General features: G+C 73.3%; 10 protein-coding genes. 5 read left to right on the top strand and 5 right to left on the bottom strand.

What is annotated here, in order from left to right:
- The first annotated feature begins 51 nt into the window (after positions 1–51).
- Entirely contained in the window at positions 52–1,332 is a 1,281-nt protein-coding gene (locus tag HLB15_RS02140) for an MFS transporter (RefSeq protein ID WP_171103239.1), read from the top strand.
- Positions 1,333–1,350: 18 nt separating this feature from the next.
- Here HLB15_RS02140 and HLB15_RS02135 read toward each other — a convergent pair whose 3' ends face one another.
- Together HLB15_RS02135 and HLB15_RS02130 are read right to left on the bottom strand one after the other, a co-directional pair.
- Positions 1,351–2,184 (bottom strand): NAD-dependent epimerase/dehydratase family protein, encoded by an 834-nt coding sequence (locus HLB15_RS02135; protein WP_212759394.1) that lies wholly within the window; start codon positions 2,182–2,184, stop codon positions 1,351–1,353.
- A gap of 99 nt (positions 2,185–2,283) precedes the next feature.
- Positions 2,284–2,724, bottom strand: a complete 441-nt coding sequence (locus tag HLB15_RS02130; RefSeq protein WP_212759393.1) for a nitroreductase/quinone reductase family protein — start codon at positions 2,722–2,724, stop codon at positions 2,284–2,286.
- A gap of 154 nt (positions 2,725–2,878) precedes the next feature.
- Between HLB15_RS02130 and HLB15_RS02125 the strand changes: the two genes are divergently transcribed.
- Positions 2,879–6,916, top strand: a complete 4,038-nt coding sequence (locus HLB15_RS02125) for a S8 family serine peptidase (protein WP_171103237.1) — start codon at positions 2,879–2,881, stop codon at positions 6,914–6,916.
- Positions 6,917–7,092: 176 nt separating this feature from the next.
- Here HLB15_RS02125 and HLB15_RS02120 read toward each other — a convergent pair whose 3' ends face one another.
- The 3 genes from HLB15_RS02120 to HLB15_RS02110 are packed head-to-tail and all read right to left on the bottom strand — an operon-like array spanning position 7,093 to position 9,586.
- Positions 7,093–7,821: an aminotransferase class IV gene (locus tag HLB15_RS02120; RefSeq protein ID WP_171103234.1), complete on the bottom strand. Its 729-nt coding sequence runs from the start codon at positions 7,819–7,821 to the stop codon at positions 7,093–7,095.
- Between the two features lie 29 nt (positions 7,822–7,850).
- Positions 7,851–8,492, bottom strand: a complete 642-nt coding sequence (locus HLB15_RS02115; RefSeq protein ID WP_171103232.1) for a response regulator — start codon at positions 8,490–8,492, stop codon at positions 7,851–7,853.
- The gene (locus HLB15_RS02110) at positions 8,489–9,586 is read right to left on the bottom strand and encodes a sensor histidine kinase (RefSeq protein ID WP_229785535.1); all 1,098 of its coding nucleotides are present in this window, start codon (positions 9,584–9,586) and stop codon (positions 8,489–8,491) included. The genes HLB15_RS02115 and HLB15_RS02110 overlap by 4 nt, the downstream gene beginning before the upstream one ends.
- A 112-nt stretch (positions 9,587–9,698) precedes the next feature.
- Here HLB15_RS02110 and HLB15_RS02105 point away from each other — a divergent pair, with 112 nt between their 5' ends.
- Genes HLB15_RS02105 through HLB15_RS02095 form a run of 3 tightly spaced genes read left to right on the top strand, consistent with a single transcriptional unit; the run spans position 9,699 to position 12,869 of the window.
- Positions 9,699–10,445 (top strand): ABC transporter ATP-binding protein, encoded by a 747-nt coding sequence (locus tag HLB15_RS02105; RefSeq protein ID WP_171103230.1) that lies wholly within the window; start codon positions 9,699–9,701, stop codon positions 10,443–10,445.
- Positions 10,442–11,239 (top strand): ABC transporter permease, encoded by a 798-nt coding sequence (locus HLB15_RS02100; protein ID WP_171103228.1) that lies wholly within the window; start codon positions 10,442–10,444, stop codon positions 11,237–11,239. Before HLB15_RS02105 ends, HLB15_RS02100 begins: the two co-directional genes overlap by 4 nt.
- A gap of 34 nt (positions 11,240–11,273) precedes the next feature.
- The gene (locus HLB15_RS02095) at positions 11,274–12,869 is read left to right on the top strand and encodes an N-acyl-D-amino-acid deacylase family protein (protein WP_171103226.1); all 1,596 of its coding nucleotides are present in this window, start codon (positions 11,274–11,276) and stop codon (positions 12,867–12,869) included.
- The last annotated feature ends 3 nt before the right edge of the window (positions 12,870–12,872 follow it).

Raw genomic sequence — 12,872 nt, 5'->3', positions numbered from 1 at the left:
TCGTCCGGAATCCGCTAGCCGTCCCACCCCGCACGGGGCGAGGATCGACCCGTGACATCCTCTCCCCGCTCCGGCGCCCTGGCCTTCTGGTCGAACCTCCCGACCGACGGCCGCTGGCTGCTCTCGACCGTGGTCGTCCAGTTCTTCGGCCGCGGTCTGACGCTCCCGTTCACGATCATCTACCTGCACGAGGTCCGCGGCTTCTCGCTCGGTCTCTCGGGCACGCTGATGGGCCTGATCGCGGTCGTCGGCCTGCTGATCACCGGGCCGGCCGGCGCCCTCGTGGACCGGTACGGCGCACGGCGCGTGATGCTCTTCGGCCTGGCGTTCGCCGTCGCGGGGTACTCGGTGCTCGCGTTCGCCACCACGCCGTGGGTCGCGGCGGCCGGCCTCGCGCTGTTCGGCGTGCAGCTCGGCATCGGGTGGCCGTCGGTCAACACGCTCGTGGCGACCATCGTCGAGGGCGACCTGCGGCAGCGGTACTACGGCGTCAACTTCGCGCTGCTCAACCTCGGGGTCGGCGTGGGCGGCGTGGTCGGCGGGCTCGTCGTCGACGTCGAGCGGCCCGGCACGTTCGTCGCCGCCTTCCTCGTGAACGCCGCGACCTTCCTCGCGCCCGTCGTCGTGCTGCTGGGCCCGCTGCGCCACCTGGACGGCCGCGTCGAGCGGCCCGACGACGCCGCACCGGCCGAGGGCTACCTGACGATCCTGCGGCGCCCCGAGGTGCTGTGGCTGTCGGGCCTCGGGCTGCTCGCCGCGTTCGTCGGCTACGGGCAGATGGAGGGCGGCTTCCCGGCTTTCGCGCGCCAGGTCGCCGAGGTCTCGACCCGCACCGTCGGGTTCGCGTTCGTGGTCAACACGGTCGCCATCGTGGCGCTGCAGTTCTGGGTCATGAACCGCGTCAGCGGACGCCGCCGCACCCGCGTGCTCGCCGTCATGGCCGGGGTGTGGGCGCTCGCGTGGCTGCTGCTCGGCGTCACGGGGATCTTCCCCGGCGGCACGACGGCGGTCGTCATCGTGCTCGCCTTCCACGGCATCTTCGGGCTGGGCGAGACGCTCATGCAGTCGACCCTGCCCGCCCTCACCAACGACATCGCGCCCCCGCACCTGCGCGGCCGGTACAACGCGCTCGGGTCCGGCGCGTTCCAGGCCGGCACCATCGTGGGCCCGGTCGCGGCGGGGTTCCTCCTCGAGCACGGCCTGGCCGGCGGGTTCATCGGCGTGGTCGTGGTCGGGTGCCTCGGCATCGGCGCCATGTCGTTCGCCGTCGGACGGCGGATCACGCCCGAGGTGAACGGGGTCCGCCCGGAGACGTCGCCGACGTCGGCCTGACGTCACCGACCGACAGGCTCAGGCCCTGCCGACCACCAGGTGCCGGGCCCGGAAGCCCAGCAGGCGCTCGGCGGGCGCGAGGTCGATCGGCACCTCGTGCCCCACGAGCGGACGGGTCAGCGGCACGTCCGGGTGGTACCGCCGCACGAGCTCGGCGGTCGGCACCGGGGACAGGGTGTCGGGCGCGGCCACGTAGACCACGCGGGCACCGCCGCCGTCGTACCGCAGCGCGAGCCACGCGGCCTCGGCGGCGTCCCGCGTCTCGAGGTAGGCCCAGAGGTTGCGTGCGCCGAGCCCGGGGTCGCGCGCGACCTCGTCCGCCCGCGCCTGCAGCCGCTCGTCGACGCCGCCCACGAACGGGTACCGCAGCGCCACCACGGACAGCCCGTACCGGCGCGCCACCATGTCGGCGGTGAGCTCGTCGGTGCGCTTGGACAGCGCGTACGGGTCGGCGGCCTGGTCGGGGGTGTCGGCGTCGACCGGGAGGGAGACGGGGTGCAGCTCGAACGGCGCGAAGGCGGTGCCCCACGCGGACTGGCTGCTCGCGATGACGGCGTGGCGCACCCCGGCGCGGCCCGCGGCGTCGAGCACCGCGAACGTCGCCAGGGTGTTGGTGCCGAACACCACGTCCGCCGGGTCGTGCATCGGCGTCGGGATCGCGGCGAGGTGCACGACGGCGTCCGCACCCTCCACCGCGCGCGCCGCCACCGCGGGGGACCCGGCGTCGCCCACGACGACCCGGTCAGCCGCCAGGTCGCCGGGATCCTCCAGGACGAGGGCGGTCGCGGCGACGCGCTCGCGAGCGAGGACGTCGAGGACGCCCCGCCCGATCCGCCCCGCCGCGCCGGTCACGAGAACACGCTGCAGATTGCTGATGACGTCCTCCTCCGAGAGCCCGAACCCGCAGGCTACGCCCCGCCGCGCGACACGCCCCCTGCGCCGCCCCGGACGTCAGGGCCGGAGCCGGAAGATCGGGAACACACGACCCTCCGCCGTCTTCTCGTACTCGGCGAAACCGCTCGACATCACCTTGAACTGCTCCCACAGCGTGTCCCGCTCCGCGCCGGTGACCTCCTCGACCGTGGCCTGCAGCGTCTGCACGGGCTCGCCGGGCACCTCGATGTCGACCTTCTCCGCACGGCGCAGGCCGTGCACCCAGGCCGGGTCCTTGGGCGAGCCGCCGGCGGAGCCCACCACGTGGTAGGCGCCGTCCTGCCGCAGGCCGGCGAGCGGCGCGACCCGGATCGTGCCGTCCTTGCGCGGCACGTGCACGAGCACGAGGCCGTCGCCGAACGGGGGGTTGTCCACGTGGCCGTTGTTGGCCCGGAACGTGTCGATGATCTGCTGGTTGAAGTCCATGCCGTCGCCAACACCCCTGTCGGCAGGCTTCATCCCGGCCCGCTCGATGCGTAGGGGTGGATCCCTGACTTTCGTTGCCCTTTTCGCCCGCCCTCTCCAGGCTGTGTCCAGGCACCACGCTCGTGGGCCTGTGGTTGCGCTCCCGCTCGGGCGCGCTTGCACCCCGGAGGCAAGAATGCACAGTCGCATGTCAGCCAGAAGCGCGCCGATCGCCCTCGTGGCGGTCGGCGCTCTTGTCGCGACGACAGTGGGCGTGGCACCTGCGCTCGCGAGCACACCCTCGACGGCGAGCCCCCAGCCCGCCGTCGCCACGGACGTCCCCGAGCGGGCCGCCGACAAGATCTCGCCGGCGGTCCAGCAGCGGTTCGAGGCGAAGCGGTCCAGCGACTTCTGGATCCAGTTCGCCGACACGCCCGACCTGGCGCCCGCCAAGGACATCGCGGACTGGGCCGAGCGCGGGCAGTTCGTCTACGACGCGCTGACCAGCACCGCCAAGGAGTCCCAGGCCGGTGTCGTCGCGGACCTCGAGGCCGCGGGCGTCGAGTACGAGTCCTACTGGATCACCAACGCCATCCTCGTCGAGGACGGCACGGCGAAGCTCGCCACGAAGGTCGCGGGCAGCCGCGAGGTGGAGCAGGTGCACGAGCGCTTCTCCGCCCAGCAGATCGAGCCGGTCGAGCGCAAGGAGCCGACGAAGAACGCGCCGCTGGCCACCGAGTGGGGTCTCGACGCGATCAACGCGCCCGACGTGTGGGCGCAGGGCTACACGGGTGAGGGCATCACCGTGGCCAACATCGACTCGGGCGTCGACGTCGAGCACCCGGCGCTGCTGCAGCACTACCGCGGCTACCTGGGCGACGACGGGCTGAGCAACGACTACAACTGGTTCGACGCGGGCGGCTTCTGCGACGGCGCGCCCTGCGACGTCGACGCGCACGGCACGCACGTCATGGGCACCATGGTGGGCGACGACGGCGAGGGCAACCAGATCGGCGTCGCTCCCGACGCGGACTGGATCGCGGCCAACGGCTGCGCGAGCTGCTCGGACACCGACCTGCTCGCCTCCGGGCAGTGGATCCTCGCGCCGACGCGCGCCGACGGCTCCGACCCGGACCCGGCGCAGCGCCCGCACATCGTGAACAACTCGTGGGGCCAGGTGCAGCCGGGCCTCATCGACGACTTCATGTCCGAGGAGATCGACGCCTGGGAGGCCGCGGGCATCTTCGGCGCCTGGGCAGCGGGCAACGCCGGCGAGGCGGGCTGCCAGTCGACGTCGTCCCCCGGTGCGAACCTGGCCACCTACGCGTCGGGCGCGTTCGGACCCGACGGCGAGATCGCGACCTTCTCGTCACGCGGCCCGGGTGAGGACGGCGAGACCAAGCCGAACATCGCGGCCCCCGGCGACGGCGTGCGCTCGTCGGTGCCCGGCGGTGACTACGCCGAGTTCAGCGGGACGTCGATGGCCTCGCCGCACCTGGCGGGCGCCGTGGCGCTGCTGTGGAGCGCGGCACCGGCCCTGATCGGCGACATCGAGGGCACGCAGGCCCTGCTCGACTCGACGGCCGTCGACGTCGACGACGACTCCTGCGGCGGCACGCCCGCGGACAACAACGTGTGGGGCGAGGGCAAGCTGGACGTCGAGGCTCTCGTCTCGAACGCGCCGATCGACGGCTTCGGCTTCCTCACCGGCACCGTGACCGACGCCGACGGCGAGCCCGTCGCCGGCGCGAGCGTCCTGGTCGGCGAGCGCTCCGACACGACCGACGCGGCCGGCGCGTTCCGGCTCGGGCTCGAGGAGGGCTCGCACGAGGTGACGGTGTCCGCGTTCGGCTTCCTCGACGCGACCGAGACCGTCGAGGTCGTCGAGGGCGAGGAGACCACGCTCGACGTCGCCCTGGAGACCGCGCCCACCACGACCGTGACCGGCACCGTCACCGACGGCTCCGGGCACGGCTGGCCGCTCGACGCGCAGGTCACCGTGCAGGGTGCGCCGAGCAGCGTCGCCGCCTGGACGGACCCGTTCACCGGCGAGTACTCGATCGAGCTGCCGCAGTCGGCCACCCACACCCTCGTGGTGCGCCCCGCCGTGACGGGGTACGGGACCCTCACGACCGAGGTCGCGGTGGGCACCGAGCCGACCACCGCCGACGTCGCGCCCGAGGCGCTCGCCGAGTGCACCGCGCCGGGCTACGCCATGACGGGTGCCGGTGCCACCGAGGAGTTCGAGTCGGGTGACGTGCCCGAGGGCTGGACGGTCGAGGACCTCGAGGGCACCGAGCAGGTCTGGACGTTCGACGACCGGTTCGGTGCGACCAACCAGACCGGCGGCGAGGGTCTCTTCGCCGAGGTGAACAGTGACGGCTACGGCCCGGACGGGACGCAGGACACGACGCTCACGTCGCCGTCCTTCGACATGAGCGGGCTCGAGAAGCCGCTGCTGACGTTCGACCAGTCGTACGGTGCGCTCGGCGACTTCGCCGACGTCGACCTCAGCCTCGACGGCGGGGAGACCTGGGAGACGGTGCTGCACCAGACGTCCGACGCGCTCGGGCGCACCGTGGTGGCGCTCCCCGGCGCGGGCGGCCGGTCCGACGTGCAGGTGCGGTTCCACTACGGCGACGGCGCCTGGGCCCTGTGGTGGCAGATCGACAACGTCGGGATCGGCTCGTGCGAGCCGGTCGAGGGTGGCCTCGTGGCCGGTTTCGTCAACGACCTCAACACGGGCGACGGCGTCGACGACGCCACGGTGACCGCGGGCGAGGCGAGCACGACGTCGTCCGACCCGGAGAACCCGGGCGTGGGCTCGGGCTACTACTCGCTGTTCACGCCCGCGGGCGAGCAGCAGGTCACCTACGCGGCCAAGGACTACACCGACGGCGCGGCGACGGTCACCGTGACCGCCGACGCGATCACGCGCCAGGACGTGGAGCTCGCCGCCCCGCTGCTGAGCGTCTCGCCGGGCTCGATCGAGCGTGAGGTCCGGCTGGGCGGCACCCGCTCGGGCCGGTTCACCGTGACGAACGAGGGCACCGCTCCCGCGGACGTCGAGGTGGCACCGCGGTCGTCCGACTTCGAGATCCTCGGGTCGACGTCCCGCACCGGCGTCATCCAGGGCGCCACGCAGGACGTGACCGAGGTGAGCACGGCGACGTCCGGCACGTCGTCCAGGGCCGCACGGGGTACCGACGGGTTCGGCCGGCACGGCACGGCGGGGCAGGCGGTGACGCCGGCCGCGCCGCCGTCGCTGCTGGCCGACGGCACGACGATCACCCACTCGTCCTCGCAGGACGTCGCGCCGGGCAACTCCGTGGCCTGTACGGGCGGCCAGACGAAGTGGCTGCGGACGTTCACCCTGGAGGACTTCGACATCCAGGGTGAGTTCGCGGTGACGAACGTGTCGTTCGGCGTGGAGACCGTGTTCTCCGCGACCGAGGGGACCGTCAACCTCTACGAGCTCGACGGCGACTTCGAGTACGCCAACATGGAGCTCCTCGGCACGGCCGACGTCTCCCTGGAGCCGCAGGAGCTCACGATGGTCGACGTGCCGGTCACCGGGACGGCGTCGGCGGGCAGCACGCTCGTCGTGGAGGTCGTCGACGAGGCCGGTGCCTGGTTCATCGGGTCCAACGCCGAGCCGGAGACCGCCCCGTCGTACATCGCCTCGGACGACTGCGGCACGCCGGAGCCGACCGAGGTCGCCGACCTCGGGTTCCCGGACATGCACACCGTCATGAACGTGACCGGCGAGACGACGGTCGACGTGCCGTGGCTCGACGTCCAGCCCCCGGCGTTCTCGCTCGAGCCGGGCGAGTCGGCCACCGTGCTCGTCGACCTCGACAGCAGCCGGGTCGACCAGCCGGGCACCTACACCTCGGGGGTCGTGGCCGATGGCGGCACGCCGTACTCGGAGCCGCGCGTCGACGTGTCGCTGACCGTCACGCCGCCGCCGAGCTGGGGCAAGATCGCCGGCACGGTCACGGGCGTGACCTGTGACGACGAGACCGTCCCGCTCGAGGGCGCGTTCGTGGTCATCGACGGGTCGGAGTACGACGTGACGCTCGTGACCGGCCCTGACGGCGGGTACGCCCGCTGGATGGGCGTCTCCAACAACCGGCTGAGCCTGCTCAGCTCGGCGACGGGGTACCCGCCGGAGTCGAAGAACGCGCGCATCGTCAAGGGGCAGACGGTCGTGCACGACTTCGAGCTCGACGAGTACTGCGGCTGACCGTCGCGTGCGCTGAGCTCTGCTGCATCAGGGCGCGGCCCGGGGGGCTTGACCCCGGGGCCGCGCCTTGTCCGTCGGCTCCGCCGGTCCGCTTCGAGAACGACCTCAGGGACAGGTTTCGGGCCCCGAGCGTCCCCCAGGTCGTTCTCGAAACGGACCGTACCGGGTGAGGACGGCTAGATCGCGTCCCAGGGGACCGCGGCCAGGCGGGCGGTCAGCGGGGCCAGATGGCGGGCCGGGTCGGGGAGGGGCACGTCGTCGACCGAGGCGACCGGGACCACGCCGATCGAGTTGACGAGGAACGCCCCGGCGAAGCCCGGCAGGTCCGCGGGCAGCACGCGGCGGCGGGACGACGGGGTCGTGGCCTCGACGAGGCGCATCGCCGTGCCGTGCAGCTGCGGGCCGTCCGGCCAGACCACCGAGCCGTTCGCCTCCAGGAACCCGATGTTGGCGATCGAGGACTCGGCGACGGCACCGTCGGGCGCGGTGAGCAGCGCATCGTCGAACCCCTCCTGGCGCGCACGGCGGGCCCACTCGAGCTGGGCGAACGAGCCGAGGTGCTTGAGGTGGGGAAAGGGGCGCAGGTAGGGCACGGTCCGCAGCCGCTGCGGCGCCGTGGGCGGCTCGTGGGGCGCAGCGACGGACACGACGACATGCTCGGCGTCGCGCAGCATCACGCGCACCGAGGCGTCCGCCGTGCCCGCCAGCGCGTGTCGCACGAGGCCCCGGACGCGGTCGCCCGGCAGCGGCCGAGCGAACAGCTCGCGGTGCGCGGTGTCGAGCCGGTCGAGGTGGTGCTCGAGGCCCTGCACCGCGCCGCCGCGCACCTGCATCGCGGTGAAGTGGCCGTAGGTGCCGAACAGGTCCTCCGGTGCGGCGGGGCGGCCGTCGGTCTCGATACGCACGCACGCGACCCTAGGGCACGCGCGCGACGTCAGCCGAGGATCCCCAGATGGAGCGCGCGGAGGACGGCGTTGGTGCGATCCCGTGCCGCGAGCTTGAGCAGGATGGCAGAGACATGGTTCTTGACCGTCCCCTCGACCAGGCAGAGCGCCCGTGAGATCTCGCGGTTCGACAACCCCTCGGCCACCAGGCGGAGCACCTCGAGCTCCCGCTCCGTGAGCGGCTGGGCCGCGGGCGCGTCGTCCGCTGTCGTCGGCCGGGAGCGCAGGGCGCGCAGCATGCGGCTCGTGATCGACGGCGCGACGAGGGTCCCGCCGTCGGCCAGCGTGCGGACCGCGCGCGTGAGCTGATCGACCGTCACGTCCTTGAGCAGGTACCCGCGCGCGCCCGCCCGCAGGGCGTCCAGCACGAGCGTGTCGTCGTCGAACGTCGTGAGCACCAGCACGGGCACCTCGACGCCTCGCTCCTGCAGGGTGTTCAGCATCCAGAGCCCGTCGTAGCGCGGCATGCGCAGGTCCAGCAGCACGACGTCGGGCTGCGTCGCCGCGACGACCTCCAGACCGGCCTGGCCGTCGTCCGCCTCGCCGACGACCTCGACCTCGGCGATCTCCAGCAGGGTGCGGATGCCGTGCCGCACCAGCGTGTGGTCGTCGACGAGCACCACCCGGGTCACGTCGGCACCCGCGCGGTGACCCGGAAACCGTCCGAGCCGTCGAGCTCCACCGCGCCGCCCAGCGCCTCGAAGCGCTCGGTCATGCCCCGTAGGCCGTTGCCCGGTGTCAGGTCGTGGAACCCACGACCGTCGTCCGCCGCGGTCAGCACCAGACCGGGCGGGCGTGCCGCGACCTCGATCCGCAGCGCCCGGGCCTCGGCGTGCCGCAAGGTGTTCGTGACGATCTCCTGGACCGCGCGGACCACCGCGGACGTCTGCTCCTCGTCCGCCCGCACCTCCGGCTCGACGTCGACGCTCACCTCCAGGTCCGGCAGGTCGCGCACCACCTCGTGCAGTGCCTCCCGCAGGTCGGACGACGCGGCCCGCAGCTCGCTGACGGTGTGCCGCACGTCGGCGAGCAGGTCGCGCGCCACCTGGTTCGCGCGGTCGACGTGCGCACGCGCCTGCTCACCCTCCCGGTGCCGTGCGGCCTCCAGCTCGAGGGTGAGCACCGTGAGCTGGTGACCCAGGAGATCGTGCAGGTCGCGCGAGATGCGCAGGCGCTCCGCCGTCCGTGCCGACTCCGCGAGCAGCACCGTCGCCGCACGCAGGTCCACGTGCGCCCGCGTCAGCTCCTGCCGCAGCCGCTGCTCCCGGAGGAGGGTCGCCGAGCTCAGCATCGTCGCGACCTGGATCAGCAGGTAGAAGCCGACCGTGACCAGCGTGTCGAGCGGGTCCCGGTCCGCGCGCACCATGGCCGTCGCGATCACCACCGTGCTCAGCCCCGCCACCACGAACCCGACCCGCAGCGGCACGACGTACACGCTCAGCGCCGCGACGACGACCAGGAGGATCGGGAGCAGCCCCAGCCGCGGCGCGGTGAGCACCACCGCCCAGGCCGCGACCACGCCCACCCCGAACACGACGTACCGGGCCCGCCCCTTCTCGAGCACGATCGAGACCAGCAGGGCGAGGATCAGGACGCCGAACAGCAGCGTCCACGCGGCGCGCGGGATCGCGAGGTCCACCGCGCCGAACAACGCCGGCGCGCCGACCCCGACCGAGACGGCCAGCATGGCCAGTCCCGACCACTCGTCCGTCGTCAGTCGTCGCATGCCGACAACCGTACGGTCGCCGGCGCCCGTCGGCAGGTGCCAAAAGTCATGCTGTGGATACCTGACCATCGGCACAGGTGGAGGGCGCTCCCCGCCACATAGCGTCGCCGCCATGAGCACACCGGACACCAGCACACCGGCCGTCGTCGCCACACGGCTCCGCAAGCGCTACGGCGGCACGACGGCGGTCGACGACGTCAGCCTGCGGATCGAGCAGGGCGAGGTCGTGGGCGTGCTCGGCGTCAACGGCGCGGGCAAGACCACCACCGTCGAGCTCGTCGCCGGGCTGCGCCGACCCGACAGCGGCAGCGTCCGGGTGCTGGGCCTCGACCCGCACCGCGAACGCGGCCGCGTCCGCCAGGTACTCGGCGTCCAGCTCCAGCATGCCTCCCTGCACGCCGCGCTCACCGTCGCCGAGCTGGTCGGCCTGTACCGCACCTTCTACCCGCAGCCACGACCCACCGCCGAGCTGCTCGAGCTCGTCGGCCTGACCGAGCAGCGGACCGTCCGGTTCGAGAGGCTGTCCGGCGGTCAGCAGCAGCGGCTCTCCATCGCGCTGGCGCTCGCCGGCAGGCCGCGCGTCGTGGTGCTCGACGAGCTCACGACCGGCCTGGACCCCCGGGCGAGGCGCCGGATGTGGGCCGCCGTGGAGAGCCTGCGCGACGAGGCGGTCACCGTCCTGCTCGTCAGCCACACCATGGAAGAGGTCGAACGCCTCTGCGACCGCGTGCTGCTCCTGGACGCGGGCCGCGTCGTCGCGTCGGACACCCCGGCGGGCCTCGTCGCGTCGTCGGGTGCGGACACCCTCGACGACGCCTTCGTCGCCCTCACCGGAAAGAGCCTGGAGGTCGTCGAATGAGCACCACCCACCCGCACACCACGACGGTGTCCGGCACCCCGCCCGCGTGGCGGCCGGGGCTCCGGTCCTGGCTCGTCCTGACCGTCTGCGAGGCGAAGATGGTCGTGCGCGACACCGCGGGCCTGGTGGTCCCCCTGGTGCTGCCGCTCCTGATCCTCGTGATGAGCGCGGCACCGGCGGCCGACCAGCCTGTCACGGGTGGCTACACGGCCCTGGACGTCTACGTGCTGCCGCTCGTGCTGACGGTCGTGCTCGGCACCATCGGCGTCATCAACATGCCGAGCTTCCTCGCCTACTACCGGCGCACCGGCATCCTGCGCAGGCTCTCGGCGACACCGGCCTCCCCGGCCATGGTGCTCGTCGCCCAGGTGGCGGTGAGCGCGGTGCAGGCGCTGATCGGGCTCGCCGGGGCGCTCGCCGTCGCGTTCGGCGTCTTCGGCGCGCACCGTCCCGCCCACCTCGGCACCGCCGTCGCCGTCTACCTCCTCGCGATGGGTGCGATGTACGCCGTGGGCATGGTCGTGGCGGCGCTCGCCCCGACGCCGAACGCCGCGGTCGCGATCGGTCTCGTCGCCTTCTTCGCCCTCGGGGCCCTCGGCGGCATGTTCGGCGGCGTGTCGAGCCTCCCTGCTCCGCTCGCGACCGTGGGCGAGTGGCTGCCGTTCGGTGCCACGGTCGCAGCCCTCGGCTCCGCCTGGGTGGGCGCACCCGTCGACCCGGCGCACCTGCTCGCGCTCGCGGCGACCGTGGTGCTCGGCTCGGGCATCGCCGCGACGTTCTTCCGGTGGTCGTGACGTGACGGCGACGCACGTCGTGGACGATGGTCCGATGAACGACGAGTTGGTGCTGCGCGGGGGCCTGGTGGTCGACGGGAGCGGACGCGAGCCGGCGCGCGGCGACGTGCTCGTGCGCGGCGGACGCATAGCGCAGGTGGGCGGCCGTGCCGACGCGCCCGGCGCGCGCGTGGTCGACGCCGACGGGCTGGCCGTCGCCCCGGGCTTCGTGGACATGCACGCGCACTCCGATCTCGCGGTCCTCGCGGACAGCGAGCACCTCGCCAAGGTGACGCAAGGCGTGACCACGGAGGTGGTGGGGCAGGACGGGCTGTCGTACGCGCCGGTCACGGACACGAGCATGGCCACGCTGCGCGCGCAGATCGCCGGCTGGAACGGCGAGCCCCCGGGGGTGGACTTCGCCTGGCGCACGGTGGCGGAGTACCTCGCCGAGGTCGACCGGCGGGGGAGCGCGACCAACGTGGCCTACCTCGTGCCGCAGGGGACCGTCCGGATGAACGTCGTGGGCACGGAGGACCGCCGGGCCACGCCGGACGAGATCGAGCGCATGCGCGCCCAGGTCGACCAGGGCATGCGTGAGGGGGCGTTCGGTCTGTCGTCGGGACTCACCTACGTGCCAGGGATCTTCGCCGACACCGACGAGCTGGTCGCGCTCGCCGAGGTGGTCGCGCGGCACGGCGGGTTCTACGCGCCCCACCAGCGCTCCTACGGCGCGGGTGCGCTGGACGCCTACGCCGAGATGGTCGACGTCGCCCGCCGGGCCGGCTGCGCGCTGCACCTGACCCACGCCACGATGAACTTTCCCGAGAACCGCGGCCGGGCCGGTGAGCTGCTGGCGCTCGTCGACCGTGCGCTCGAGGACGGCGTCGACGTCACGCTCGACACCTACCCCTACCTCCCGGGGTCCACCACGCTCTCGGCGCTCCTGCCCAGCCGCGCGGCGGTGGGCGGACCCGAGCGGACCCTGGACCGGCTGCGCGACCCGGCCGAGCGCGCGTGGATCGCGCACGAGGTCGAGGTGGCGGGGAGCGACGGCTGCCACGGCGTGCCGGTCGACTGGGACACGATCGAGATCGCCGGGGTGCGAGATCCCGCGCTGGGCGGCCGGGTGGGCCGGACGGTCGCGGCGCTCGCACGCGACGAGCAGCGGCCGCCCGTCGAGGTGTTCTTCGACCTGCTGCTCGCCGACCGGCTCGGCACGAGCATCCTGCAGCATGTCGGTGACGAGCAGAACGTCCGAGAGATCATGGGGCACCGTCGGCACACGGGCGGCAGCGACGGCATCCTCGTCGGCGCCAAGCCGCACCCGCGTGCCGCCGGGACCTTTCCGCGCTACCTCGGTCGGTACGTGCGCGAGGAAGGGGTGCTGTCGCTCGCGGAGATGGTCGTCCACCTCGCGACGCGCCCGGCCGCGCGCCTCGGGCTGGGCGACCGAGGGCGGGTCGCGGAAGGGTTCGTCGCCGACCTGGTCGTCTTCGATCCCGACACGGTGGCCGACCGGGCGACGCCGGACGAGCCGCGCCGGACCGCTGCGGGCATCCCGTGGGTGCTCGTGGGCGGCACACCGGTGATCGAGGACGGGGCGCGCACCACGGCGCGGCCCGGGCAGGCGCTGCGGCACGGTGCGTAGACC

The sequence above is a fragment of the Promicromonospora citrea genome (assembly GCF_013004695.1).
Taxonomy (GTDB): domain Bacteria; phylum Actinomycetota; class Actinomycetes; order Actinomycetales; family Cellulomonadaceae; genus Promicromonospora; species Promicromonospora citrea.
The sequence above is the reverse complement of the archived record's forward strand: the minus strand, read 5'-3'. Positions and strand labels throughout refer to the sequence as shown.

What these genes read in the sequence shown, in the direction of transcription:
- HLB15_RS02130 (WP_212759393.1), bottom strand. Translation starts at nt 2,724, where the DNA reads ATGAAGCCTGCCGACAGGGGTGTTGGCGACGGCATGGACTTCAACCAG.
- HLB15_RS02125 (WP_171103237.1), top strand. Translation starts at nt 2,879, where the DNA reads ATGTCAGCCAGAAGCGCGCCGATCGCCCTCGTGGCGGTCGGCGCTCTT.
- HLB15_RS02110 (WP_229785535.1), bottom strand. Translation starts at nt 9,586, where the DNA reads ATGCGACGACTGACGACGGACGAGTGGTCGGGACTGGCCATGCTGGCC.
- HLB15_RS02105 (WP_171103230.1), top strand. Translation starts at nt 9,699, where the DNA reads ATGAGCACACCGGACACCAGCACACCGGCCGTCGTCGCCACACGGCTC.
- HLB15_RS02100 (WP_171103228.1), top strand. Translation starts at nt 10,442, where the DNA reads ATGAGCACCACCCACCCGCACACCACGACGGTGTCCGGCACCCCGCCC.
- HLB15_RS02095 (WP_171103226.1), top strand. Translation starts at nt 11,274, where the DNA reads ATGAACGACGAGTTGGTGCTGCGCGGGGGCCTGGTGGTCGACGGGAGC.